The sequence below is a fragment of the Streptomyces flavalbus genome (assembly GCF_042674625.1).
In the GTDB taxonomy this organism is placed as follows: Bacteria; Actinomycetota; Actinomycetes; order Streptomycetales; family Streptomycetaceae; genus Streptomyces; species Streptomyces flavalbus.
Map to the genome: position 1 here is coordinate 4,267,290 of NZ_JBHTEB010000001.1, position 24,655 is coordinate 4,291,944.

Annotated in this window: 25 protein-coding genes and 3 pseudogenes; 10 read left to right on the top strand and 18 right to left on the bottom strand. The window is 67.6% G+C overall.

All coding sequences use genetic code 11. The features are described from left to right. Positions 1 to 123: 123 nt before the first annotated feature. Positions 124 to 759 carry a DUF305 domain-containing protein gene (locus ACFQZ6_RS19170; RefSeq protein ID WP_381610798.1) on the bottom strand — a complete coding sequence of 212 codons (636 nt, stop codon included), beginning with the start codon at positions 757 to 759 and terminating at the stop codon, positions 124 to 126. A gap of 106 nt (positions 760 to 865) precedes the next feature. Further along, a complete protein-coding gene (locus ACFQZ6_RS19175) occupies positions 866 to 1,309 on the bottom strand; it encodes a DUF6153 family protein (protein WP_381610801.1) in 444 nt (147 codons plus the stop codon). A 289-nt stretch (positions 1,310 to 1,598) separates the two neighbouring features. On the opposite strand from ACFQZ6_RS19175, the gene ACFQZ6_RS19180 reads away from it, so the two are divergent. Both ACFQZ6_RS19180 and ACFQZ6_RS19185 read left to right on the top strand, forming a co-directional pair. Then, the gene (locus ACFQZ6_RS19180) at positions 1,599 to 1,865 is read left to right on the top strand and encodes a ribbon-helix-helix domain-containing protein (RefSeq protein ID WP_381610804.1); all 267 of its coding nucleotides are present in this window, start codon (positions 1,599 to 1,601) and stop codon (positions 1,863 to 1,865) included. Beyond that, positions 1,862 to 2,305 (top strand): PIN domain-containing protein, encoded by a 444-nt coding sequence (locus ACFQZ6_RS19185; RefSeq protein ID WP_381610807.1) that lies wholly within the window; start codon positions 1,862 to 1,864, stop codon positions 2,303 to 2,305. Before ACFQZ6_RS19180 ends, ACFQZ6_RS19185 begins: the two co-directional genes overlap by 4 nt. Before the next feature lie 245 nt (positions 2,306 to 2,550). On the opposite strand, the gene ACFQZ6_RS19190 is transcribed toward ACFQZ6_RS19185, so the two are convergent. Next, on the bottom strand, positions 2,551 to 6,318 hold the full coding sequence (locus ACFQZ6_RS19190) for an FG-GAP-like repeat-containing protein (RefSeq protein ID WP_381610810.1): 3,768 nt from the start codon (positions 6,316 to 6,318) through the stop codon (positions 2,551 to 2,553). A 556-nt stretch (positions 6,319 to 6,874) separates the two neighbouring features. On the opposite strand from ACFQZ6_RS19190, the pseudogene ACFQZ6_RS19195 reads away from it, so the two are divergent. After that, positions 6,875 to 7,194, top strand: a pseudogene (locus ACFQZ6_RS19195) (DUF317 domain-containing protein); the annotation flags it as partial. A gap of 152 nt (positions 7,195 to 7,346) precedes the next feature. Here ACFQZ6_RS19195 and ACFQZ6_RS19200 read toward each other — a convergent pair. Beyond that, complete coding sequence (locus ACFQZ6_RS19200) at positions 7,347 to 7,979, bottom strand: flavin reductase family protein (RefSeq protein WP_381610813.1); 633 nt, start codon at positions 7,977 to 7,979, stop codon at positions 7,347 to 7,349. Positions 7,980 to 8,045: 66 nt separating this feature from the next. Here ACFQZ6_RS19200 and ACFQZ6_RS19205 point away from each other — a divergent pair. Both ACFQZ6_RS19205 and ACFQZ6_RS19210 read left to right on the top strand, forming a co-directional pair. After that, a pseudogene (locus tag ACFQZ6_RS19205) lies at positions 8,046 to 8,826 on the top strand (ArsR/SmtB family transcription factor). Between the two features lie 226 nt (positions 8,827 to 9,052). Continuing rightward, positions 9,053 to 9,274: a hypothetical protein gene (locus ACFQZ6_RS19210; protein ID WP_381610816.1), complete on the top strand. Its 222-nt coding sequence runs from the start codon at positions 9,053 to 9,055 to the stop codon at positions 9,272 to 9,274. Positions 9,275 to 9,440: 166 nt separating this feature from the next. Here ACFQZ6_RS19210 and ACFQZ6_RS19215 read toward each other — a convergent pair whose 3' ends face one another. Beyond that, complete coding sequence (locus ACFQZ6_RS19215; protein WP_381610818.1) at positions 9,441 to 10,145, bottom strand: SDR family oxidoreductase; 705 nt, start codon at positions 10,143 to 10,145, stop codon at positions 9,441 to 9,443. 79 nt (positions 10,146 to 10,224) lie between these two features. Here ACFQZ6_RS19215 and ACFQZ6_RS19220 point away from each other — a divergent pair, with 79 nt between their 5' ends. Beyond that, complete coding sequence (locus tag ACFQZ6_RS19220; RefSeq protein WP_381610821.1) at positions 10,225 to 10,584, top strand: winged helix-turn-helix transcriptional regulator; 360 nt, start codon at positions 10,225 to 10,227, stop codon at positions 10,582 to 10,584. Between the two features lie 735 nt (positions 10,585 to 11,319). Here the strand turns inward: ACFQZ6_RS19220 and ACFQZ6_RS19225 are convergent. From ACFQZ6_RS19225 to ACFQZ6_RS19240, 4 genes and pseudogenes are all read right to left on the bottom strand, one after another. Further along, entirely contained in the window at positions 11,320 to 12,588 is a 1,269-nt protein-coding gene (locus ACFQZ6_RS19225) for a PP2C family protein-serine/threonine phosphatase (protein ID WP_381610824.1), read from the bottom strand. Then, positions 12,588 to 13,397 (bottom strand): alpha/beta fold hydrolase, encoded by an 810-nt coding sequence (locus tag ACFQZ6_RS19230; protein WP_381610827.1) that lies wholly within the window; start codon positions 13,395 to 13,397, stop codon positions 12,588 to 12,590. The genes ACFQZ6_RS19225 and ACFQZ6_RS19230 overlap by 1 nt, the downstream gene beginning before the upstream one ends. Positions 13,398 to 13,587: 190 nt before the next feature. Continuing rightward, the gene (locus ACFQZ6_RS19235; protein ID WP_381610830.1) at positions 13,588 to 13,956 is read right to left on the bottom strand and encodes a DUF5994 family protein; all 369 of its coding nucleotides are present in this window, start codon (positions 13,954 to 13,956) and stop codon (positions 13,588 to 13,590) included. 503 nt (positions 13,957 to 14,459) lie between these two features. Then, a pseudogene (locus tag ACFQZ6_RS19240) lies at positions 14,460 to 14,627 on the bottom strand (SRPBCC family protein); the annotation flags it as partial. 394 nt (positions 14,628 to 15,021) lie between these two features. Between ACFQZ6_RS19240 and ACFQZ6_RS19245 the strand changes: the two are divergent. Beyond that, the gene (locus tag ACFQZ6_RS19245) at positions 15,022 to 15,303 is read left to right on the top strand and encodes a hypothetical protein (RefSeq protein WP_381610833.1); all 282 of its coding nucleotides are present in this window, start codon (positions 15,022 to 15,024) and stop codon (positions 15,301 to 15,303) included. Next, complete coding sequence (locus ACFQZ6_RS19250) at positions 15,300 to 15,698, top strand: PIN domain-containing protein (RefSeq protein WP_381610836.1); 399 nt, start codon at positions 15,300 to 15,302, stop codon at positions 15,696 to 15,698. The genes ACFQZ6_RS19245 and ACFQZ6_RS19250 overlap by 4 nt, the downstream gene beginning before the upstream one ends. Before the next feature lie 471 nt (positions 15,699 to 16,169). Here ACFQZ6_RS19250 and ACFQZ6_RS19255 read toward each other — a convergent pair whose 3' ends face one another. The 7 genes from ACFQZ6_RS19255 to ACFQZ6_RS19285 all read right to left on the bottom strand — a co-directional run bounded on the left by ACFQZ6_RS19255 (position 16,170) and on the right by ACFQZ6_RS19285 (position 20,378). Then, positions 16,170 to 16,916: a phosphotransferase family protein gene (locus ACFQZ6_RS19255; protein ID WP_381610838.1), complete on the bottom strand. Its 747-nt coding sequence runs from the start codon at positions 16,914 to 16,916 to the stop codon at positions 16,170 to 16,172. Positions 16,917 to 16,996: 80 nt separating this feature from the next. Continuing rightward, complete coding sequence (locus ACFQZ6_RS19260; RefSeq protein ID WP_381610840.1) at positions 16,997 to 17,455, bottom strand: hypothetical protein; 459 nt, start codon at positions 17,453 to 17,455, stop codon at positions 16,997 to 16,999. A gap of 64 nt (positions 17,456 to 17,519) precedes the next feature. Then, positions 17,520 to 17,921, bottom strand: a complete 402-nt coding sequence (locus ACFQZ6_RS19265) for a hypothetical protein (protein ID WP_381610842.1) — start codon at positions 17,919 to 17,921, stop codon at positions 17,520 to 17,522. Between the two features lie 135 nt (positions 17,922 to 18,056). Further along, a complete protein-coding gene (locus ACFQZ6_RS19270; protein WP_381610844.1) occupies positions 18,057 to 18,401 on the bottom strand; it encodes a hypothetical protein in 345 nt (114 codons plus the stop codon). Between the two features lie 242 nt (positions 18,402 to 18,643). Further along, a complete protein-coding gene (locus ACFQZ6_RS19275) occupies positions 18,644 to 19,153 on the bottom strand; it encodes a hypothetical protein (RefSeq protein WP_381610846.1) in 510 nt (169 codons plus the stop codon). A gap of 111 nt (positions 19,154 to 19,264) precedes the next feature. Next, entirely contained in the window at positions 19,265 to 19,729 is a 465-nt protein-coding gene (locus ACFQZ6_RS19280; protein WP_381610848.1) for a hypothetical protein, read from the bottom strand. A 247-nt stretch (positions 19,730 to 19,976) separates the two neighbouring features. Continuing rightward, positions 19,977 to 20,378, bottom strand: coding sequence for a hypothetical protein (locus tag ACFQZ6_RS19285; protein WP_381610850.1), 402 nt, complete (start codon positions 20,376 to 20,378; stop codon positions 19,977 to 19,979). Between the two features lie 283 nt (positions 20,379 to 20,661). On the opposite strand from ACFQZ6_RS19285, the gene ACFQZ6_RS19290 reads away from it, so the two are divergent. Together ACFQZ6_RS19290 and ACFQZ6_RS19295 are read left to right on the top strand one after the other, a co-directional pair. After that, the gene (locus ACFQZ6_RS19290) at positions 20,662 to 21,360 is read left to right on the top strand and encodes a hypothetical protein (protein ID WP_381610851.1); all 699 of its coding nucleotides are present in this window, start codon (positions 20,662 to 20,664) and stop codon (positions 21,358 to 21,360) included. A 308-nt stretch (positions 21,361 to 21,668) separates the two neighbouring features. Then, positions 21,669 to 22,844 carry a PIN domain-containing protein gene (locus ACFQZ6_RS19295; protein WP_381610853.1) on the top strand — a complete coding sequence of 392 codons (1,176 nt, stop codon included), beginning with the start codon at positions 21,669 to 21,671 and terminating at the stop codon, positions 22,842 to 22,844. Positions 22,845 to 23,268: 424 nt separating this feature from the next. Here the strand turns inward: ACFQZ6_RS19295 and ACFQZ6_RS19300 are convergent, their stop codons facing one another. Beyond that, the gene (locus ACFQZ6_RS19300; RefSeq protein WP_381610854.1) at positions 23,269 to 24,069 is read right to left on the bottom strand and encodes a hypothetical protein; all 801 of its coding nucleotides are present in this window, start codon (positions 24,067 to 24,069) and stop codon (positions 23,269 to 23,271) included. Further along, positions 24,066 to 24,440 carry a mCpol domain-containing protein gene (locus ACFQZ6_RS19305; RefSeq protein WP_381610856.1) on the bottom strand — a complete coding sequence of 125 codons (375 nt, stop codon included), beginning with the start codon at positions 24,438 to 24,440 and terminating at the stop codon, positions 24,066 to 24,068. Before ACFQZ6_RS19305 ends, ACFQZ6_RS19300 begins: the two co-directional genes overlap by 4 nt. Between the last annotated feature and the right edge of the window lie 215 nt (positions 24,441 to 24,655).

Consider the following 24,655-nt stretch of genomic DNA (forward strand, 5'->3'; position numbering starts at 1 on the left):
GCCGCCCTGTTGCGGGCCCTGGCCACCCACCTCGGTCGAACGGCCGGGCGATGCCTGGTCGGCGGCGAGCGGGCGGGCGGCGGGATGTCGGACCGGACACCCGCCGCCTGGCTGATCGGACGGTCAGCTCTTGCCGAGGAGCGTGTTCATCTCCTCGATCTCGGCGGTCTGCGCGGTGATGACGTCGTCAGCCAGCCGCTTGGCCGGACCGTACTGCCCCTTGTCCTTCTCGATGTTCGCCATGTCCACGGCGCCCTCGTGATGCTCGACCATCATGGTCAGGAACATGGTGTCGAAGTCCTTACCGGACGCGTCCATGAGCCCGTCCATGTCCTCGGTGTCCATCATCCCGGGCATGTGGGAGGAGCCGTGGTCGCCGTGGCCCATGCCGGGCATGGCGGAGGGCACGTCCTCGCCCCACGCCTCCAGCCATCCGGACATCGTCTCGATCTCCGGGTCCTGGGCCTTCTCGATCCGGGAGGCGAGGTCCTTGACCTCGGCGGAGGAGGCCTGGCTCTTGGCCATCTCCGCCATCCGCAGGGCCTGCTGGTGGTGGGGAATCATGCCCTGGGCGAAGTCGACGTCCTGGTCGTTGTGGGCGCCAGCGGTGTCCTCGGCGCTGGCCGAGGGCGACGGCCGCGCACCGGAGCCGGTGTCGGAGGAACCGTCGTCGCTGCCGCACGCGGCGAGAACGAGGGCGGCGGCCACGGCCGTGGCGCCCAGTGCGATACGGCGGACGAGGGAACGGGTGCTGTTCATGGGTGTACTCCTGCGATGTACGAGGGAGGGGGCGCCGTTCGGCGCGGGACATGACTGGGTGCCGTAGCCGCCCTCGACGACGGGGCGGGCACGGCTCGGTCTTGTCCTAGATCCGCAGGAGTTGCAGTTCGGCGAGAGTGGGCGGGGCACGGCCACCCTCGGACGCGGCGGCGTACGCACCGTGCAGATGCTCGGCGGGAGAGGCCGCACCGGCCGGATCGGGCAACGGCGCGTGCAGCAGAACGGGCCCCGTGCCGAGAGCGGCGGAGGCGCACACCGCATCGGCGTGCTGCGTGTGCCCGCCGGTGCCGCCGCCGTCGTCATGACAGACGAACGCGACGCCGCCCGGCCCCATGCCCACGTCTGCCGAGGCGACGGCGGAGTGCGAAGAGTGAGGAGAACCATGGCCGCCTGCCGCGACCACCCCGACAGGAGCGAGAACGTGCATGGCGAACAGCCCGACCAACAGCCCGAACAACAGCCAGGCCCGCCGCCCCCCAAGGGACGATCGCGCTCGACACGACTGCGTACCGACTGCCACGACCCTCATGCTACGGAATGCCTGGGGGTTCGAAGCGGAGCGGGTGACGACAATCGAACTCGCGCTCTCAGCCCGGGAAGCGCCGGCGCTTGCGCGAGCGTGTAGCTGCTGACCTGCGTTAATTCATGGTGCTGCGGTAGGCGTGGGCGTCCTGTGGCACCGCTGTTGACCGTAAGTGTCCGCTCCTCCCACTCATGGTGGGCGCGACCAGCTCTGTCGTTTGCGATCGCGGCATCCGACGAGCCGAAGGACGAGGCGCCCACGTGTGTCAGTCTGGCACATGGACTACTCTTGGTACATGCCCATGAAGCGCACGAACGTCTACGCCGACCCCGAAGACCTGGCGATCATCAAAGAGGCCGCGAAGCGCCGGGGGATAAGCGAGGCCGAGATCATCCGCCAGGGCATCCACCTCGCGGCCATGGCGAACAGGGTGTGGGACGAGCCGCTGTTCTCGCGCACCTTCGAGGGGACGGGCCGCACGCCCTCCAAGTCGGAGGTGCGTGACACGGTCGCCGACGCTGTCCGCCATGAGACCGACTCGGATTCCGGAACCGCCGCGTGATCATTGTCATCGCCGACACGTCCGGCCTCCTGGCGGCCCTGGACTCGGCTCACCCGGAACATCAGGCGGCGAACGAGGCGATCATGGCGGCCGGCCTCCTCGTCATGTCCCCGCTGCTGCTGGCCGAACTGGATCACGTGGCGACCCGCGAGTTCGGCAGGGAGGCGGCGCTCAGCGCAGTAGACGACCTGCGGCGCTGGATGAGCCGGGGTCGTGTCGTCATGCCGGAGATCACGGAGGACCACCTGGGCGCCGCCCAGTCCGTCCGTGTCCGCTACCGTGCGCTGGACCTCGACCTCACTGACGCGGTCAACGTGGCGCTCGCTGCCGACTACGACACGGACGCGATCCTGACCCTCGACCGACGTGACTTCCGGACCGTACGCCCCTTGGGCCACCACAAGGCGTTCCGGGTACTCCCCGACGATCTCCCGCTCTGACGTGTGGCGCTGGTGAGCGCAGGACCGCACCGCTGTGGACCATGGGTTACCGGTCTTATGGGCACGCCTTGGGCACGACTTGGGACGGACCTCCGACCGTGGTGCGGTGACGTGCCCTGTCTGACGGCCGGATCGGGGCATCCATGTGCGTGGAGCAGTCGGCTGCGAACGTCTCCGCCACTGAGGACGAGGAAGGCCCCGACCGGATGTGGTCGGGGCCTTCCTCGTCCTCTCACGGCGTCGGATCAGAAGAGTGCCTTGTAGCCCTGCCATCCGGTGGCGATCTTCACCCGGCCGTAGAACGAGCCGTTGCCCTTGCCGCTCTGCCGGTACAGGTTGCCGCTGGTGTCGCGGCAGACGAGGTCCGCCTTGCCGTCGCCGGTGATGTCGCCCACGCCGACGACGGCGTTGTACGACGTGCCCCAGTCGTCGAAGACCTTCGTGCGGGCGGTGAACTTCCCGCCGCCCGTGCCGTCGTAGCGCCACAGCTCGTTCGAGGTGTCCTGGGCGAGCAGATCGCCGATCCCGTCGCCGTTGAGGTCACCGGCGCCGATGATCTTCTTGTACTTCTTCCAGTTGTCGTAGAGCTTCACCCGCGCCGACAGTTTCCCGTCGCTGGTGCCCTTGTGCAGGTACACCGCGCCGGTGCTGGAGTTGCGGGTGATCAGGTCGGCCCGCCCGTCGCCGGTGAGGTCGCCGGGTGAGGTGAGCAGGTCGTACTGGTTCCAGCCGGTGCCGAGGGAGACGTACGGCGTCGACGGGGTGACCGCCTTGCCGCAGCCCGGCCGGTACGCCCGCAGGGCGCCGCTGGACGTGCGCACCAGGACGTCGTTGCACCGGTCGCCGTTGACGTCCCCGAACGGAACCGCCTTGATGGAGGTCGGCCAGCCCGAGCCGCTGGTCTTGCCGGAGAAGGTCCCCGTACCGGTTCCGTGGTGGAAGGTGAGCGAACCGCTGGAACTCAGGGTCAGCAGGTCGCCGCGGCCGTCCGGCACGGAACCGGCCCCGACGTGGTCGCGGGCCGCCGCCGTGATGACGCGTGCGGAGGACTCGGCAGTCGTGCTCGCCCAGCCGCTCCTGCGTGCGGTGACGGCAACGGTCACCTTCTTGCCGCGCAGCGAGGCGGGCACCAGGTAGGTGGAGGCGGTGGCCCCCGAGATCGCCTGGCCGTTGGCCTTCCACTGGTAGGTGTACGAGTCCGGGGCCGGCGTCCAGGAGCCGGGCGCGGCGGTGAGCCTGGAGCCGACCCGGGCGGTGCCGGTGACGGCCGGGGCCGTGGTGTTCTTCAGCGGGGCCGGAGTGACCGTGAAGGAGCCGCGCGGGTACTCCCAGTTGTTGTGGGTGATGACGCTGAGGTACCAGTCGCCCGGGGTGAGTCCGGTCAGGTCCAGAACGGCCTTCAGGGACTTCCGGTCGGCGGCCACCGAGGTGGTGGTGGACTCGACGGTCTTGCCGGACCTGCTGATCCGTACCTTGTCGCCCTCGTGCAGGGCGGTGCCCGTCACGGTCACCGTGGCCTTGGTGCCGCTGGCGCCGCTGGTCGGGGTGACCGTGCCAATGGTGATCTTCTCGGTGCCGCAGAGTACGGACGCACAGACGAGTTCCGCCTTGTACGCGGTCTGCGATGCCTTCTCGGGCAGCCCGACGACCAGGATGCTCGGGGTGACACCCGTCGTGTACGGCTCCTTCAGGGAGCACTTGTAGCCGGTCGGCATGTACAGCAGGCAGGTGTTGCCCAGGCCGGAGTCGTACAGCGCGGGCACGGCCGTCTGGGTGCCGCCTGCGGTGTCGCTGACCACGAAGTCGAAGCGGTCGCTGTACGCGGTGGGCAGCGCGGCGCAGACCGCGGTGTGCTGCTCGTCCAGGGTGCCGGTGACCGGCCCGTACCCGTAGCTGACGTTCGGGACCTTGGCACACTCGGCGGCGGGCCCCGCGGACGTCGCGATCCGCAGGGCGTCGAACCGGTAGGACTCGGCGGCCTGCAAGGTCGGCGGGACGGTGACGAGGACCTGGTAGCTGGTCGAGCCGGTGACCGCGCACGCCTTGTTGCGGTACGAGCAGACGGCGTCGCCCTCCGCGTCGTACACCAGGGTGTTGGCCGTGCCCAGCGGGTCGCGGACGTCGAGGTGCAGGGCGTCGCCGGCGTCGGCGGTGGTCACCTGACGGCAGAGCAGCAGGCCGGGTGCGGCCGGAGTGCCGCCCGAGGACGGGCCGCCCACCGCGGTCGCCGGGTTCGCCGCGCAGCCCTTGGCGGTGGCGGTGACGTCACGCCGGGCGAGGGTGTACTCGGCGGCGGTGTTGCGGCCGGTGACCAGCACCGTGTGCGCGACGCCCGGGGCGAGGGCACAGGTGGTCCAGGTGGACTGGGAGGGCCAGACGTCGCAGACCAGCTCGCCGTCGGCGTCCACCACCGAGAACTTGGCGGTGGAGGTACCGGAGACGGCCCGTAGCTGGAGGTTCTCCGACGCGCTGTGGTCGTCCGCCGGGATGGACAGGCAGTGTGAGAAGACGCCGCCGCCGGTGCCGAACCGGGCCGTGGCGCCGCCAGTGGTGAAGTCGCCTGCGGGGATGGCCGGGCAGCCGCTCGCCGCGTCGGTGCGGTGCAGGCCGATGCGGTACGAGCCGGTCACCGCGTCGTCGTCGTCGGTGGACACCAGGGCGCGGAACGGGGCGGAGCCGGTGAGCGCGCAGGTGCCCGTGCCGAGGGACTCCCCGTCGCACCGCTGGACGCCGTCGGCGTCAACGACCACGACCTCCGGCTGCGGAGCGGCACCGCTCAGGGGAGTCAGCGCGGCCATCCGGGCACCCTCGGGCAGCGGCAGCGTCAGGCAGTCGATCTCACCCACCGTGGCGAAGGTGCCCTGGTAGAGGCCGAGTTCGACCGGCTCGCAGCCGGCGGTGCTGGCGCGGTCGAGGATGAGGGTGGCCCGGTCGGTGAGGATGGTGTAGTCCCCGGCGGGGATACCGCAGCCAGGGCATACGGTCTTCCCCTCACGGTCGTACACGGTGAGGGAGGAACGGATTTCGTCCGTCACCCCGTACACCCTGTACCGTCCCGCCGCCACGGCGGTGAAGACCTTGCAGCCGGTGGCCGGATCCACCGTGGTGGGCGCGGAGTTGTACGCGTTCACGGGGACCCGCGCACAGCCCGCGGGGTCGGACAACCGGCGGACCTTCAGGGTGTACGGGGCGGGGAAGCCGCGCTCGGCGCGGCTGACGTGCCCCAGCACCCGGTACGGCCCGTCACCGGGCAGCACACATCCGTCGCTGTCGTCCTCGTTGAAGAGCGGACAGATAGGGGCACCCGTCTCATCGGTGATCCACTTGACGCTCTCGCCGTACGTGTCGGTGCGGAAGTCGACCGTGATCCGCTCGCCGGACCTTCCCGTGAACGGATGGCACACGAGGCCGTACGGGGAGACCGCGGAGCCGGTGACCGGGGGCAGGTCCCACGAGGTGCCGGTCTCCTGCGCGCAGCCCACGGTGCTGGCCAGCGGGGTGACGGTCACGGGGATCTCGCGACTCCCGGTCCCCCAGCTGGTGTTGGTCAGCCTCAGGGTGAAGGCGCCGGCACGCGGCAGCACGCACCAGCCGCTGCCCCACGCGGGGTCGTAGCAGTCCAGCGGGGTCTCACCGTCGAAGACCTCGGCGGTCGTCGCGCTCCGCTCCGTCAACACGCGGTGCAGGCCCGGCTGTTCGGCGGTGAAGACGAAGCAGGCACTGCCGTCGGCGGCGACCGTCGCCTTGCCCACCGCGGAGCCCGGGTCGCCGAAGGGGGCGAGCGCCAGGGTGGCGCAGTCTTCGGTGGCGGTGGCGGCGGTGGCGGCCGGGCCGGACGACGCGGTACTGGTGGCGGATGTGGTGGCATCGGACGCGGCCGTGATCCCGGTGCCGTCGGACGCCTGTGCCGCGCCGACCGGGAGAAGGGCCGTCAGCAGGACCGACAGCGTGAGCGTGAACAGGAGCGCGGTGTACGCCGCGGGTCTCTCGCGTACACACAGGCGGTAGGGCATGGTGTTCCCCCGGGACGGCGTCGAGCGACGCAGGTGAATGCCGGGGCCCCAGCTGACCGCGGGTCGGGGCGGCGCACGGCGAAATCAGGCGAATGATCGCACAGGTGTGCCTGTTGAGGCACCTGTGGTCGGGTGTCTCGGACCGACCCGTCGAACTGGGAACACGACACCGCCGCGAAGAGGAACACCGACGAGCCCTGCGGCACACACCTGGCACGCACCTGGCACACGGCGAGCGATCGCTGAGTCGGACAAGACAACAAATAAACCCCAGGCTGCTGACCTGGGGTTCACATGGAGCGGGTGACGAGAGCCGAACCCGCGCTCTCAGCTTGGTGCAGGCGAAGGGCACTTCTCCTGTTCCCGCTAGGCTGATGTCGCTGTACTTCGTTGCTGTACAGCGGCGAGGCACCGTCGCTCCTCCTGGGCCCGGACCGTTGTCAGTGCCACTTGCTGCGTCGCCTGGTGGAGAGAGACCGGTCAGAGAACCTTCGAGGTCCGCGGTCAAGGGCGGCGGGCATCAAGGTCCGGTGGGCATCAAGGTCCCCGGGAGCCACGTAGCACCGTCCTGCACATCAGCCCCGACTCCCTGCGGTGGGCGCAGTGGGTCCTGCCGGATGAGCCGTTCCACCTGGGGGACCTGCCGATCGCCTGGCACGTGTCCGCTCGTACGGACCTGAGCAGTCCGCTCGCCCATGGGTCGGCCTATTTCACCTCCGAGGTCCCGGGGGAGGTTCTCGCCGACTTCCTGCCGCGCTTGACGTCCGCGATCAGCCCACCATGCCGTGCGGTGGCCCAGAGCTGGTCCTCGACGCCGTTACGGCCCACGGCTGGCTCCGTGACATCGACCAGCCCGGCACGGGACGCGTGCGGCCTCGCGCCTGGCCTTGTCGAGCAGTTGTGACGTCACTTGGTGGTGATGAGTTTGGGAGGCGCCAGGTCTCTCGCCAGGACAGCATTGCGATGTTCATGGTCATAGGTGCTGGTCATCCGCTTGCGGGTGATCGGGTCGGAGCCGTACCTGCCCGTCATCGCTCGGTGGGTGTCTCCGAGGTGAAACAGTGGCCGAGTTCGGGGGCGAGGCCCTGGTAGTGGCGGAAATTGAAGATGAGCGGGCTCCAGAGGGTGGGGTTGATGTGCTGGGTGCCGGGCACGACGATGCGCCGGTCGGCGTGGACCCGTGCGACCGCGCACTCCACGATCAGGAAGTGGCCCTGCGCGTCCGGTGAGTCGCGCCGGACCCGGGCCTCAAGCTGCAGCGGGCACTCGGCGACGCGCGGAGCGCGTACCGTCTCGGACGGTACGGGCGTGAGGCCAGCCGCGGCGAACTTGTCGGGCTCGTAGCGGTAGCCGCGTGCCCGCTTGGCGGCGGGGACGGGGGATGCTCCGGTGAGGGGGGCGAGCCGCTCCACCGCGCCCCATAGGCCGGGCGACGGAAGGTTGATCACGAGTTCCGGTCGGATGGCCAGGTTGGCTGCGGTCTGGCTGTCGGCGCCAAGGCCGAGCACCACGGTCTGCCCGAGCGCCCAGGCCGAGGAGACCGGGGCCAGGTTGGCCGAGCCGCCCTCATTCTCGGTCGTCAGCAGAGCGACGGGAGTACCGAAATAGAGGATGCTCGGGGTTATCGCGATGTGCGAGGGCGCGTGTGTCGCTGTCGTCATGGACTGGCACCCTAGAGTCCGGACTCTTCGTCAGCGGCCGAACTGTCGCCGGGCGAGACTGTACGGGTGACCAGCTCCAACGGAACCTCCGCAGACGTCCCCGACCTCGCCGAGTTCGCGGGGCTGCTGGCGGACCGTACCCGCGCGGCGTTCTGTCTGGCGTTGCTCGACGGCCGTTCCTGGACCGCGTCGGAGCTGGCAGGCACCGCGGGCGTCGCACAGTCCACCGCCAGCGCGCACCTCGACCGGCTGGTGCGGGGCGGCATCCTGGCCGAGGAGCGGCAGGGACGGAACCGGCTGCTGCGACTGGCGACCGCGGACACCGCCGAGATGATCGAGAGCCTGGCCGCCCGAGCCCCGTCACCGACCAGCCCCGGTGCGCTCGCTGACTGATTTCAACCGCCGCCGCGCCCTGGCACACGCCCGTATCTGTTACGACCATCTGGCGGGCGCGCTGGCCGTGGCAATCACCGACGCGATGACGGAACTCGGGCTGCTGGCCTGGGACTACGGGCCGATCCTCACCGCGGAGGGCCGGGACTGGCTGCGCGAGCTCGGTATCGCCGACGACCACCCGAACGGCTCCTGGCGACCCCATGTCCGTACGTGCCTGGACTGGACGGAACACCGACCGCACCTGGCCGGCGCAGTGGGCGCGACGCTCTTCCGACACGCGCTGGAATCATCCTGGCTGGTGCGCCGGAGCACGACCCGGGTGGTCATCCTCACCGATGCGGGCCATGCCGCGCTGCGCACACGGCTCGGCCTCACCGACGATGTGCTTGCCTGTTCAGCGGCGCAGCCTGGGGCGTCGACGGACAGCGGGGCTGTCCCTGGGCGGCTGTAGAGGGGCAGGCCCGAGAGACTCGGTGCCCGAGACACCGTACGTAGAGGGCACGCGAGGGCGCCGTGCATGGTGAATCACCGGTTCGGACCGGGGGCGGAAAACCCCGATCACCTGAAATGAGTCTGGTGGGGCCCCGACCTCGACATAGGGCACACGGAGGGCGCGCCGCCCAAGGGGGCCTGCGGGGAAACGGGAAGAACGGCCTCCGGTACCCCCACCTGGATGTATGGAGGCGGCCTTCGACCCGAGTCGCGGTCGCGCATGGAGCCGTCGGCTCTCTGGTCGTGGTGCCGCCCGGGACCAGTTCTCCGCGTTCATCACCGAAGCGGTGGAGCGTGAGCTGCCTGGCCAGATCCTCGACGAGTATCTGGCCGACTATCTGGCCGACTACGAACGCCGTCAGGGGCCGGTGCCCGAGCACCAACGGGACCGGGCACGTCCCGGCTGAACAGCTCTGCCGTGACTGCGACGGCGACGACGAGGACTGAGAAGCGGCGGTCGGCCCCCACGGGGCACCCGGGACCGTCGGACCCCGGGTGCCCCGCCATGTCCGCTGGGACCGTCACGGCCCGTCACGTTCCGGCGGGGTGCCGACGCCGCCTCTCGGCAGGGCGTCAGGCCGAGTGGTGGCGGGCGCCGCCCTCGACGTGGATCGTCTCGCCGGAGACGAAGCCCGCTCGCAGGAGCCACATCACCGTGTCGACGACATCGTCCGTGCTGCCGTGACGTCCCACGAAGGTCCTGGCCGCGCTCCTGCCCAGCACATCGGCCTTCTTCTCCCCGAGCCGGTCCCACGCGCCGGAGTCCACGACACCGGGCGAGACGGCGTTGACCCGCACCGGCGCCAGATCCGCCGCCAGATGGCGCGCGGCATACTCGACCGCGCCGTTGGTGACCCCCTTGACCAGTGATCCCGGCCCGGGACGCCAGCCGACCACACCGGAGAAGAGCACCATCGACCCGGTAGGCCGCAGTACCGGCGCGAAGTGCTTGGCCACCAGCATCGGGCCCACCACCTTCGCCGTGAACGCGGCCAGCAGGCTGTCGCGGTCCAGCTCGGTGGCGCGCACGTCGTGCGGCGCCGAACCGGTCGTCACGATGTGGTCGACTCCCTCCCCCAAGCGCTCCGCCGCGGCCGCGATCGTCGACTCGTCCTGCAGATCGATCCGCACCGCCGTGGCGCCGATCTCGCCTGCCTGCGCCTCGGCCGAGGCCAGGTCGCGGGCACCGATCACCACCTCGTACCCGTCCTTCGCCGCACGCCTCGCGACGGCCGCACCGAGTGCCCGTGCGCCGCCGATGACCAGGATCCGCTCCATGTGCTTCCCCGTCCTCTCGTAGGATCGGGTGAACGGTATAGATTTGATACCGGTATCTTCAACGAAACCGGGGGCAGTCATGGGCAAGGCGTACGACGTGATGGCGGCGTCCTGCCCGAGCCGCACGGTGCTGCACCGAATCGGCGCCCGTTGGACCGTGTTCGTCGTCAACGCCCTGGAGGAAGGGCCTCGCCGCTTCAGCGAACTGAAGGGGCACATCAGGGGCATCACATCGAAGGCCCTGACCGAGACCCTGCGCTCCCTGGAGGCCGACGGCCTGATCAGCCGTCACGAGTACGACGAGAACCCGCCTCGCGTCGAGTACGCCCTGACACCGCTGGGCCGCTCCCTGCTCGTGCCCCTGCGGGCCGTGCGGCTCTGGGCCGAAGAGCACGTCCCGGACATCGAGACGGCTCGGGCCCGCCGACAGGCGCTCTGACCCATGTCCGCTCCGCCGGTGGACGGGCGGCTCGGCGCACGTACTGCCTGAAGATCTCCGTCTCCAGAGTGATGCCGAGGCGCGGGTGTCGCGATCACGGTCGATGAGCACGTGGACGGTGATGTCGGCCTCGGCTTAGGCGACGGGCTTCTCCACTCGCCGGCTCGCATGTCCGGATCGGGGGCGCTTCGCGAGTGCGGAGTCATCCGGCGAGGCGTCCCGTCTGCACCTGCCTCACCTGCTGGCTTCAGGGCCGTACCACTGGAGTGCCTGGCCGGTGACGGCGGTGATGCACTCGAAGTCCCGCGGTGCTCCCATGCCCAGCTCCGCGATCGGTTGCCTTCGAGCAGCGCGAGACGGTTGAGTGTCAGGGCCATCGCGTCCCTCGGGCAACGGGCGAGGCGTGTGTTGCCCCACTGAAGTGTGAGCGCGTGCATCAGCAGCTCAGGGGATCGATGGTGTGGGTCCCTCGGCCCGTGCGGGGAGGCCGCGCCAGTCCAACGGCATCCCGACGAGGAGCGGCAATGGGAGGTCGCCAAGCGACGGCGCTTGGGGCGGCTCATGGCCCTGACCTGGGAACGGCCGATGCCCCGGCATCGTGGTGAGGGTGCGGGGAAACCCTTGGCGACTGTGCCTGCCCCCCCGCGAAGGGCACGCCAGGGGCACGACTCGGTCGGGTGGACGGCGGCCGTGCGCGGGACGTGCTCCCGGGGTCCACAAGCGTTGGATGCGTGCTCATTTCCGCTCTTCACTTGGGGACCGGAGCACGTGGATGGCGAGGACGGCGGTGTCGTCGTCCACACCGGCACCGAAGGTGTCGAGCAGGTCGCGGATCGCGTCGATGACCGCGGAGGCGGTGGTGGGGGCCAGGTCGTGGCAGAAGTCGAGGAGGGCGTCGTCACCGTAGCGTTTTCCACCGGTGGCCGCGGTGTGGGCCTCGGTGAGGCCGTCGGTGTGCAGGAGCAGGGTGTCACCGGGGGCGAGGTGGACGCTGGTGGTGGCGATGTCGGCGTCAGCGAGTACGCCGATGAGCTGGCCGCCGGGGGTGTGCAGGAAGACGGCGGTGCCGTCGGAGCGCATCAGTATGGCCGGTGGGTGACCACCGCTGGCCAGGGTGATGTGGAAACCGCCTCGGTCTTCGTCGGGGGTGAGGAGGCCGAAGACGACGGTGCAGAAGCGGGGGTCGGTGCCGTTGTACTCGTGGTTGAGGACGGTGTTGAGGTTGGCGAGGACGGCGGCGGGGTCGGAGTCGTACACGGCGGCGGCGCGCAGCGTGTAGCGGGCCAGGGAGGTGACGGCCGCTGCGGCGGCGCCCTTGCCGCACACGTCGCCCAGGAACAGCCCCCAGGTGCCGGCCGCGAGGGGGAAGAGGTCGTAGAAGTCGCCGCCGACCTCGTCGACGGACGCGACGTGGTAGTGCGCGGAGACTTCCAGGCCGGGGACGTTCACCAGCTCCGGTGGCAGCAGGGTCTTCTGCAGGGTGGTGTTCAGGTCCTTGAGGCGGTCCCGTTCGAGGTCGGCCTCCTTGCGTGCGCGCAGTAGTTCGATCTCGTAGGCGCGTCGATCGCGGGCGTCGAGGACGGTGGTGCGGATCAGCATGGGCTGCCCGTCGTCGCCGCCTTTCACCGTTGAGGTGACCATCACGGGCAGACGGGAGCCGTCCGCGGCCTTCAGCTCCAGGGCGATGCCCTTGACCTCGCCCTGCATACGCAGGAGCGGGGCGAAGTGCGTTTCGTGGTAGAGCCGGCCGCCCACGGTCAGCAGGTCGGAGAAGTGTCTGCGCCCCACCAGGTCCCCGCGCTCGTATCCCAGCCAGTCCAGCAGAGTGGTGTTGATCCTCACGATCCGTCCGTCCGGCAGCGTGGAGAGGTAGCCGCAGGGCGCACGCTCGTACAGGTCCTCGGCGCTGTCCTCCAGCAGAGCGGAGAGTCGAGCCTGCTCGTCAAGAGGTCCCTGAATCTCCCCGCGTCCACGGTTCTCGCCCTGGTCACCGGCCCCGCGCATCAATCCGCACCACCCGCGAACGCGGCTATGGCCGCGGCGGTCTCCTGCGGTGCGGAGAGCTGGGGGCAGTGCCCGGTCGCGTTCAGCGTCACCAAGCGGCTCACTGGTATCTGCGCGTGGACGAACGCGCCCACCTCCGGTGGGGCGATCGCGTCGCTGGAGCACTGTGCGACCAGCGTCGGCACCCGCACCTGGGCTAGGTCGGCGCGGTTGTCGGACAGGAACGTCACCCGGGCGAAGACGCGCGCGATGTCCGGGTCGGTGCGGCAGAAGCTGTTGGTCAGTTCCTCGCCCAGTTCCGGCCGCTCGGGGTTCCCCATGATCACCGGTGCCATCGCCCCCGACCAGCCCAGATAGTTCGCGTCCAGGGAATCGAGCAGCTCCTCGATGTCCGCGGCACTGAAACCACCCCGGTAGCCGGTGTCCGGGTCGTCGACGAAGCACGGCGACGGTGCGAGCAGCACCAATCCGGCGAACGCCTCGGGCTCCCGTACGGCGGCCAGCACGCCCATCATCGCGCTCACCGAATGTCCCACGAACGTGACGGGCCCCAGCGCCAGCTCCCGGCACAGCTCCAGCACGTCGTCCACGTAACCGTCGAGTGAGCCGTAGCGCTCCGGGTCCCACGCCGACAGGTTCGAGTTTCCGGAGCCCACGTGATCGAAGAGGACAACGGTGAAGTCGCGTTCGAGCGTCGGTACGACCAGACGCCACAGGTTCTGGTCGCACCCGAAACCGTGCGCCAGCATCACCACAGGCCCGTCGGCCCGTCCGGTCACTGTCACGTGGTTCCTGTCGCGCACGTCCATGCGGTGCGTCCTCCAAGCCATCGGGTCCGTCATCGGTGCGTATCCGCACGGGTCGGTCAGGCGGGTGGACGGTCCCGGTGCCGGGCCTCGTCCGCGGCCCGTCGGCCGGGACGGAGGACCTGTTCCGTGCCGGCGTCCCTCAGGATCTGCCGCGCCTGCCCGGGGTCTTCCGCACGCACCGCCTCGGTCATCACCGCCCGCGCCGTCTCGCAGGGGGTCCGGTGGGACCACGGGCAGGGAGAGGCCCGTCCTGGTGCCCTCGGGATACGAGCACGGTGTCGTCTCCCACGGAAAAGGAGTCGACGTGCACCACACGGCCGTCGACGGTCACCCGCGTCGTCATCTCGTCCCGCGCCGCCCGGTCCAGGCCGATCCGGGTGACCGGCCCGAGGCGCTCGGTGAGCGCAGGGATCAGGGCGAGCGACTCGGCGGCGAGAACTCTGCGACGCGGCCACCACGCGCCGTCGCGCAGGTACGTCGTGAACGGCCGCAGCGAAACTGATCCGGAACGTGAGAAGGGCGTCGCCGAGTCGTGACCGCCGTCCGCCAGGACACCCATCGGACTCGGGGGACCAGCCAATGCGCTCACCCGCCTGTTCGAGACCCCCTCGGCCTCCCAACGTACTCCAGTCGGCGCACCGTCGCCGAGCGCGGCGGTCGCGGTCGGTTCTCCTGGGGAGTGCCGAAACCTCGTCGAGGATTCTGCCGTGTCGGCAAAGTGATGTGCTTGGTTGCGGACACCCGCGAGCCGAATTCGGGACCGAGCCCGGGGTGATCGTCCGGGCTCCCGCCCGGACGATCACTCTCGATCACTCTCGATCACCGCACGCATCGCACCTGTAGTGGGGACGTGGCCGCCTACCGGAGTGGCTTGAGGGCACCGGCGGCCTTCGCGCACCGCCCCCGCTGCCGGTGCCTCCCTGGTGAGCAGCGCTGGGCGGACCCTGCACAGGCCGACGTCCGGGAGACGGGTTGCACACCATGTCCCTGAGCGGTCCGAACTCCCCCTCGCGCGCCCGGCCCCACTGGGCTCCGTCGGCACGCCCGCGCCTTGCGGCCCGCCTACCGGCCTTGCTCCTCCTCGTCCTCGTCCTCGTACTGGGCGTCGGCGTCGTCCGAGTCGCCTTCTTCGGGCTCCTCGTCGTCGGAGAGAGTGACATACCGCAGGAAGTGCTTGAGATCAAGGCGCGGGCGACGGCCCTATGCGCGCCAGATGTTGCCGGTCTTCTGGCGGACAGGGCGGATCGGGCGGCTCCCCTGAGTTCCCCACGCATCTGCTCCAGCAGGGCCACGTCGTCGGTGCTGCCGGGCGGCAGGTAGGCGAGGACCTTTCCGCACAGCCTGTCCAGCGGAGCGTCCACAGCCCCGTGCTTCGGGTGGCCCTCGACGCGGGCGAAAATCAGGGTGGCTAGCGGGACGGTGGTGATGACCGGCATGGCGGCGTCGAGGCGGTCGACGGCGGCGCCGGGCGGGTCCGGGTGGTCCCAGGCCAGTGAGCGCGGAATGCCGTGCAGTGGCGTTGCTGCTGCACAGCCCACCGCCCTCCGCGCTTTCGTTATCAGACCATAGGCCCGGCCCGTACACGCACTGTGCGCTATACCATATTGAATGGCACACTCGCCGTGTGACTGATGACGACGTTGGCTTCCCGCCCGGCGACGGCCCCACCAGTGGTATCTCCGTCACCTTGACCGCAGGAACGCTGCAGGCGATCCGAGAGCGGGTCGGCAAGCGAGGCGTCTCGGCCTACCTGGAGAAGGCGGCCCAGCGCCAGATCGAGCGCGACAACCTGGACGAGCTGATCGCGGACTTCGACGAGGTACACGGCCCGGCCGACCCCGCAGCCGTGGCGGCCAAGCGCGCCCGGCTGATTGGAGGCGCCTCGAACGCCGGGGTGGCCGAGTGAGCGGTGCCCTGGTCCTGGACAGCGAGGGCCTGGCAAAGGCCGTGCAGAGGGATCGGGAAATTCACGAGTGGCTGACGGCGGCGCGCGACGCGGACCTGCCAGTGATCACCTCGGCCGCCGTACTGGTCGAGGTGACCCACCCGAAGATCAATGACGCCGCACTCAAGTGGACCCTCTCCCGCCTGAGCGTCGAGCCGGTGACCCAGACCCTCGCGCAGTCCGCCGCTGCCTTGCTGCGTGCGGCGGGGCTGCACGGCCACAAGTACGCCATCGACGCCATGCTGTGCGCGACCGCCCTGCACCATCCCGGCCGGGTGACGATCCTGACCTCGGACGTGGAAGACATCGGGTTGCTCACTGCCGAGCATCCGCGCGTGAGCGCGGAGAAGGTCTGAGACGAGGCACCTTGGAGAACGGCGCTCGCTGCGCACGGGGTTGCCCGGAAGTTGACCGTGCTGGTTGTTTCCGCCTCCTCACACCCCGCTGCTCAGCGTTCTGCCGCGAATCTACAACGTGACCACTGACCACAGCGGACAGCAAAAAGGCCCAGGTCTCTGACCTGGGCCTCAGTCATGGAGCGGGTGACGAGAATCGAACTCGCGCTCTCAGCTTGGGAAGCGACGACGCTTGAGTAAGCTGCAATGCTTTGACCAGCGCAGATGCCTGATCCATCGAGTGGCCGGTTGGCCCTGGATGCGCCGCTGTTGACCACTGTCTTCCCCTCTGACGGGCACGCCATGGGCACGCAGCTCCAGGAAGGGACGCTCAGCATGCCCCGTAGCCTCGCCAGGCTCGGGAGGAGGGCTGCGCCAGGGTGCGCGGCGACGTGGCATTGCGGCAGCACATGTATGGCCGGGTGCGCGGCCTCACATGCGGGATCTCAGTACGTCGACCTCGCAACCCGGCGCGAAGGGGTCGAAGCCGTGCTTGACCAGCCAGCGAACTATCAGCAGGCTGCGCAAGGACCACCACGCGTGGATCACGTCAAGGTCGATGTCGGTGCCGTAGCCGGCGATGACGTCGTCAAGGTGCTCCTCGTGTCCGAGCGTGAAGGTGGCGAGGTCGTACAGGGCATCACCTTGGCCCGCCTCGGACCAGTCGATGATGCCCGTGACCTTGTCGCCGTCGACGAAGACGTGCGCGATCTGCAGGTCGCCGTGCGTGAACGCCGGGGTCCACGGCCGGAGGGCGGCCTCGGCGACCTGGCGGTTGCGGGTGACCAGGTCGGCGGGCAGGAGACCGTTCGTCACGAGCAACTCGCACTCGGCGTCGAGTTCCGCCGCCAGCGCGACGATGCTTCGGCCGGCCCGTCCCAGCCAGGGTGGCACGGGCGCGTCGTGCAGCTTCCGGATGGCTGCGCCCGCTGCGGCCCACGCCGTCGGCGACCCGGTCGACGGCCCGCCGAGGCGCCCGAGCGTTGCCCCCGGGAGTGCGGTGATCGCGAGCACGGGCGGCTTGCGCCACAGGACCTGTGGAGTCGGGACCGGCGCGAGGGACATCGCCTCGACCTCGACGTCGATGCGCGCCTGATCGGCGTCCACCTTCAGGAACACGTCCCCGACACGCAGCGTCGCACGCTCGGAATGGGCGGCGACGACTTTGACCTCATCCATGGGCGACCAGTATCCCGAGCCGGCTCGCCGACATCACCGGGTTTATCGCGTGCGACTACGCGGCTGACCGCGTCCTGCTATCAACCACCGCAGCGACTGCGCAAATCCTTAGTGATCCTCGACAGCAGCCCGATCTGGCCTAGCGGTTGTATCTCCGCCAACGGACGCTCCGCCTGGGGGTCGTAGGCAGTCAGCCCGGTCTCGTTCTCGACGATGGATGAAAGGGCGAAGACCTTGCCGAGCACGACCGCAGCCTCGTCCCCCGCATGCCAGTAGGGCACGGTGATGGTCACCTCGTCACCGAAGACGGACAGGTCGATGCCCGTGCCCGAGTGGCTCAGGTCCCGCGACTCCTGCTCGTACTCCGTGATGTCCACTTCGCCTAGCAGCGTCCGGGCCTGCGGGACTATTCGGTCCCAGGCTTCAAGGAGGCGGGCAGGGATCGGCTCGCTGTCACCAGCTGCGTCCTCCATCGCCTCTAAGACCTCTTCCCAGGACTGCCCGTCCTTCCGGCTCAAGAAGTAGATGTCATAACTCACCGCGCGATCGTAGACACTCCTCTCGCTTGCCACAGTCGACCTGAATTCTCATGGCGAAGGGTGCTCACCAGTCCCGCCACCGGTCCGTGAGCTCGTGCCGACCGAGCCCGTGCCTCGCGGTCAGGGCCGCGACGTCGACCCCCTGCTCGGTGAGCGCCTCATCGATGTAGGCGCACAACTGCTCGCGTTCATCAGTTTCGAAGGCGGACTCGCCGTGAACCTCGTTCACGGCGTTCAGGGCCAGGACGAGATGCTCCACTGCCGCGAAGATCCGTGCGTCGTCGCCTTCGGCGAGCGTGGGCAACTCGGCTTCGAACACGTCGAGGACGGTATCGGACTCCAGCAAGAGCTCTTCAGGGAACAAATCGACCATGCACGCGCAGTCGGGGTCCAGAGTACCGGCGGCAAGCTCCGCGGCCTCCTTGGCTATGCCCCTGCGCCAGTTCGTCGTCGGTCTCTCAGCCATGGAGCGGACCGTACAGCGCAGGTCTGACAACAAGACCCGACTTCACGAGGCAACATCAGCTTGGGAAGCTGCGGGCATTTGCGGCTGAAAGGGCCGCTGAACTGGTCTTCTACCTGGCACCGGGTCTCATTGCCCTCAGTCGCTTTCACCGTGGTTCCCCGCTGTTCTCCGCTCTATCTGGTGCGCTTGTGGTGCGTCGGACGTGTTCTGGCCTGGCGTCGTCGGCTCGTCTGCTCGCTCGTACAGATCGGCGTGGAGACGCTCCTTGGCCGCTTCGAGACGTGGGCCGTAGTCGGGCATGAAGATCTCGCTCAGCGTCTTGTCCAGCGTTCCTGAGATCGCGTAGATCGGTGACCAGACCGCTCGGTCGTGCACGATCCCTTCAAGGTCGTCGGACTGGAGCATGACTTGGTAGAGCCAGTCCGACAGTACGAACGCTTGATCGCGCGTGAGCTTGATGGTGATCGCTTCCTCGTCCACGCCCTCAACCTAGCTGCCGCGACTGGCGGTGTCGTGGGCCGGCGCTGCCGTAGAGACCAACACGCTTTCCAACTGTGTTGGTCGAGTGGTGGGGTGTGTGCGGGGGCGTTCACCTGGGTTCATGGACGGCTGGCCGCCGATGCTGGGATGGCTCCGGGTCTCGCCTGAACGGCCGTGAACGGGGCTGAATGAGACGGAAACTATCGCAGGGTGCCTGGTCACGGTGCACCGGTGCCGCATCTTCATGCTCGCCGCACTCGCCACGGCTCGACGTGATGACACCTCTCCCGCTGGGTGTAGCCGCCGGGAATGCCCGCGCTGACAAAACTCCAGAAGGGCTCGGCCTCGCGGAAGTGCCCGCCACCTGTGTGCCACTGGACTCCGGGGTAGGCGCGACGCAGGGACCGGAGTGCGGCTGAGGCGAGGCCGCAGCGCTTGTAACCCTCATAGGAGTGGGGTGATTCCACCCAGCCGATCTCGCATAGATCGCAGACCACGTACTCGACCTCGAAGGCCAGGTCCGATCTGAAGTACGCCGCTCGGATGCGCCAGCCGGACCGCTCATAGTGTCCCGCGGGCCTGTCGACCCAGGGCATTGGCGGGGTGGCGCTCCGGTCGAAGCGGTAAGACTCGGGGTATGCCCATCGGCGTAGCCGGTCGCGCCAAGTCGGCTTGTCCGGCCACTCCCGCACCCAATGCACGTGGTCAGCGAGCTGCGCCAGGGAACGGATGGCCGTTGCCTCCTCTGCCATGGGCTCTCCTCTCGTGTCGTCCGTACTTCTGGAGCCGTCGGCGGGCGTGGCCATTCGAGGGAGTCTTGGCCGGCCAGGAATCAGCTGATCGTTTCTGGCCCAACACAGTCATCAGCTTGTGGTCAGGTCGGCTCGCATGGCCCTACGGAGGGAGTCGAGCGCTTCGCTGACCGCGCTCATTGTTGTAGGCCAGTCGGGGTCTGCGCTTATGTCGGGCCCGTCGAAGCGGTCTCGTAGATCTCGGACACGCGCGAACGCCTGGTCGGCCGCGTCACCGAGCTGCGCAGGAGCGATGATCAGCATCTGGTAGCGGAGGTGGTAGGCGTTGGTCGATCCCAAGATCTCGCCCGCCTGCTCTATGCGTTCCTCCCTGGTGAGCCCAGTGCTGCGCTTGAGATCTCGGAGGCGATGCGTAGTGAGCGAGAGCGCGCCAAGGTACTCGGCGTAGAGCTGCTGCCTGACAGCCTGTTCCCGGGCTGTGCTCTCGCGTTGCCACCGCGACCGTTCGGCGATGAGGGTGGTACCGACACCCAAGATCGCGCCAAGCGCTGTACCTGCCAAAGTCCCCCAGTCCACGGTCTGATGGTAGAAGCCGGGGGCACCACGGCCCAGAGGGCGCGATCTGCTAGTCGAGCTGAGCTCTCAGCTTGGGAAGCTGCGTTCACTTGGGGCCGGTTCGGTCGCTGACCTGGGCGGACTGCCGGTGAGCGGTCTCGTCGGGCCTGGCCACTTTCACCGTGATTCCCCGCTGTTTCCCGCTCGATCTGGTGCGCTTGTGGTGCGCAGTCGTGTGATGTCCGGCGGATCGTGTTCGTGAGCCGCCTTACCACTTCCGCCACTTGTCCGTGAGCTGGTACCGGCCGAGGCCATGGCGGGCGGTCAGAGCGACAACATCGACGCCGTGCCCGGTGAGCGACTCGTCGATGTAGTCGCACAGCTCTTCGCGTTCGACAGTTTCGAAGGCGCTGCCGTTGTGGGCGTCGTCCACCGCGTTGAGGGCCAGGACCACGCGTTCCACCACAGCAAAGACCTGTTCGTCGGGGGCCTCGCCAAGTCCAGGAAGCTCGCTCTCGAACGCGTCAAGGACTGCGTCGGTCGCCGTAAGCAGTTCCTCGGGGAACAGCACTCCCATGCAGGCGCACTCCGGGTCCAGGGTGTCGGCGGCAAGCTTCTCGGCTTCCTCAGCTATGCCGTGACGCCAGCTCGTAGTCGGTCTCTCAGCCATGGGCGGGACCGTACAGCTCGGTACTGACAGCGACGGCTGAACACCCGCGCGGCGGTCAGCGGCCTCCGCAGCATTCGCACGCTTTCCAACTGTGGTGGTGCCTCGCGGGGCCGCGTGTAGGGCTGTTCACCTGCGTTCACGGTCGGCTGGTCGCCGGAGCGGATGGGGAATTCGGTCACGTCTGAACGTCCGTGAACGACGCTGAATGAGACGGAAACTGGGGCGGAAGAGGGCGTAGCCTCGCTCCTGACGCGGTGACTGCCCCACGTGCCATCATCTGCACGTGCTCAAGATCCCCGGATACGAAGGCGGCCCCTTGGTTCGGGGCGACGCCTACCTGAACGACCCGTTGTTCTGGCCCGTGCACCTCGGCTCCTGCCTGCGCGGGGAGGACGCACAACGAGCCGCATTCGGCGCCGACTGGGATACGGCCAGGGAGCTGTATCGCACACTGTCCGCCGAGCATGAGTGGCCGGTGTTCAGTGTGCCGCTGCGCTCCGGTCACACCATCTACGTCGTCTACCGCAACTTCGTGGACGAATGGGGCATGGACTATCTGATCCATCAGCCAGCTTGGTCCGAAGCGGAAACCCTCGCTGTGGACGACGGTCACTTCATGGGACCCGGCATGGCCTGGCCGGAACTGCTGTCTGCTGCTCGGCAGTCAGTAACAGAAGGTGTTAGAGATGCTGACGCCCGTCTCCTGCTGCTCTTCCCCACACTCGGCGACGCGCTGCTTCCCGACGATGCAGCCGCTGCTCTCACCCCTGCGCTCGCTGCTCTCACCCTGATCGAAGAGCCCGCTGAGGTAGCAAGGATGCTCCTTGAGAATCAGGGCCAGTGGGCTCCCGCTCGGTGGAGGTCGGCAGGCGGCCTCTGGACCAATGACGGTGGGCACTCGTACCGAAACCCAAGCAACGCGTTTGCTCTGCCCGATGGGCGCCTTCTGGAGATCAGCAGCGCACTGCACGGCGGGAGCTGAGCACCACTTTAGGAGAGAGGCTGGGTGATCTCAATCCTGAGCTGCGGCTTCGTCGGTCGAGGCAGCGGGCGGCTACTCGACCGCGGAGCACCGGCATTGACCGTGGCTGACCCCTGCATCTGGCACGGTTGTGGCACGAGCCCCAGCCGACGACAGTCAGCCCGGCTGGTGCCGACGACAAGGCATCTTCACGCGAACCAGTGTGTCGACCCCAGCCCGATGCCGGTTGTTCCGGCCAATTCGTGTGCGCCCGCGGGCCCTGCCTGAAACCCTAGGAGATCACCTCGACGGGCGACTGGAGCAGAGAGTTGATCATCCTTGACACGAATATCTTGTGGGGCCTCACTCCCGAGGGCGGCAGCACCGATCTGCTGCGCGCTATCCGGGCCGTGAGTGGCGAGCGTGTTGCGGTGCCGTGGATGGTTATGGAAGAGCTGGCGGCCCAACAGGCGCTCAAGTACCAGGAGCAGCACGCGCGGGCCGCGGAAGCAGTCAAGGCACTGCGCGAGGTAACTCCGTGGGGGCTCGACGTGCCGCTCGGCCCATGCGAACCCGAAGAGGTGCGCAAGCACTGGCGGCGGCAGTGGGGCACAGTCGTGGAAGTGATCCCTACCAGCCCACAGGCCTTCCAAGAGGCAGCGTTCCGTGAAGCGAACCAGCTCCGGCCCTGCAGGGTGGTGAAGGGGCAAAAGATCGGCAGCCGAGATGCAGCAATTTGGCTCACTGCTGTGGAGTACGCTCAAGCACATTCGGAGGAGCGCGTCTACTTCGTCAGTGGCAACAACAAGGACTTCGGTGACGGCACGTCGTATCCCGCCCCGATGGACAAGGACGTTGATGGCATGACTGACCGGTTTCGACTCCTGCCCTCCATGGCCGATGTCGTGGCTGAGTTCGCCACCGAGACGACGACCGACGAAGCTGCGGTACGGGCCCTCCTGGAACAGCCTTCGACAGGGTCTCAGTTGGTAGACGATGCGACCCGGTACGGCTGGCTTCCGATGGACGGCTCATTCGAGTGCACAATCAGCGGCGTCCCAGGCTCTGAGCCGCTGATCGTCGCTGCTCACGGCTGGCTAAGCGGGGGCCGTGTATCAGTCTCTGAGATCCAGTCGATGCACTCTTACCGCTTCGGCCAACAGGAGTGGTGCGCCGCTGTCGTTACATGGCAACTCACCGGAACGATCCTCTTGGATGGGGTGACGACCTGGGCCGGTTGCAGCTTGACCGCGTCCGTACTGCTGGCGCTCAACGGGAGTGAGCCCCGACTGACCATCCTGCGAGCGGACACACCGCAGCCTCTCAGCCGTGACACCTTCCTGTCGTTCAACCTGCCTCGCATCAAGCTGAGCGGAGCCGGAGAAGATGCAGCAGAGGTGATGCGAGGCAGCGTTGCGGCTTCGCAGACTCCAGTGAATCTGCACCCCCTGCGGGGTCCGCGCGCTTATGAGGGAGCATGGGCGCGGGCGCGGCGAGCTCAATAGGCGGAGACAACAGCACGGTCGGCGGAGTCTCCATGACCCAGGGATGACCTGTCTTCTTGCCCTGGGTGTTGCCGGGGATCTTGGTAGGCTGGGTTTTTGCTGGTCAGGGACGTTGGTGTGCCTGGTGGTCATCGTTGGTCGTCCTTGGCCACTATCGAGCGGCCTCGGACGGCCCAGAGACGGCCCAGCTTCGCAGCACTCGACCGACGGCTGACACCCTCGATGCGCCCCGTCCGAACCTCAGCCGACGACAGTCAGCCACGACGGCGAGAACGCCGACCTACCACGCACGCGTATGCCTCGCTGCACCCCCACCGACCTCAGCCACGCTGCTGGCACCCTCGACCAGAGCAAGCCACGACGGCCGACCTGCTGAGCTCTGATCCCCGCTTGGACTCCTGACCGCACGGCCTGCGCGAGGGCTTCAACGGTCTTCTCTTCGTAGGACGAAAATCAGGCTAACGATGCTGGCCGCCGTTGCAATTGCCACCACCAACTTGTCGACCCAGGAATTCGAAAGAAAGAACTGAATAAGGATTACCGACACGCCAACCACAGAAGCAGAAAACAGCAGGGACCTTAGGGTCGCCGACCTCGCCACCATCCGCTTTCTCGCTGCCGCAACGTGGGGACTGTCTGAAATTCTCCGGTAGCTGTAGCTGTCGGGGTCCAACGAGTGAATCAACTCACGGTCGTCGAAATACTGAGGAACCTTCCCCAAGTCGAAAGAGTAGAATTCCAGGCAATCTCGAGAGATGAGAAGAGAAATTACATCGACGAGAAGATTCTTCTTGAGTGTTGTGACGTCGAAAATTGCTTGGTCGTCAGCAAGGAACTTCCCCAGTTCCCTGTCCAGGTCACCCCAGTCAACAGTTACCATCCGGGTTTCCACCCGTAGCAGCTTCTCAAGGAGGCTGCTGTATCGGTCAGCGGCTTGTTGTCCGATACTGTGAGGCTGGACCTCACCATCCACTTTTCTGGGGTAGGTGCCGCTGGCCAGCGCTTCCATGAGCTTTACAATTTGCGCATAAATGGAATGGATCTGCTCATTAGCATCCGCACGAGCACCACCCCTCTCGATAATCTTGACGAAATTGACCGATGCGGGATTTTTGTGCTGAAACAGATGCGCGAGAACGTTAATGTATGGGTCGGGAATGTGCGACGTGGCAAGCAGATAGATATTACGAGACCCGCCATCGGACCGCTGTCCTCTGCTAATCATTCGTGGATCACCACTGGCGCGACTGTGCGATCCTTACCCGACAGCTTAGCCTTCCGCAGATTTCCAAGTGCCTCGGGTGCTGATGATCCGACTCCCACGCTGATGGTTCTTCCGCACAGGCCAGCAAAACGCCTCCTGATTCTTTCAATCTCACTGACGTCGATACCATCCTGCCGCCATACAGCTAGGAGGTCGTCACCGCCACTGAAGAGAACATCAACTTCGGGGTTGCTCTTCAGATCTGAGATCAGTTGCCCCATTGCGACGCTAACTAGTTTGCTGTAATTAGAGGCATCACTCACCTTGTCCTCAAGGAGGAGAAGTTCAAGAGGTCCCCCAATGTCATCCCCGTCAAAATACGCGAATTCCATTTCTCCCTCTTGGTGTGGAGTACGGCTCTTTGTCACGTGCAGAAGGGCGTTTGCCGGAGAGCCAGTGTAGATGGTCAGCCAGACACGCGGTCGGTGGAGCGGCTTTGGGCTGGAGCTGCTTTGGCGCGAGTGATCATGGCCCCGTAAGCTTGCGGCGCGTCGGGCAGGTAGTGGACCTGCGCGATAAGGCACGACGTTGGAGCCATGATCTTCGA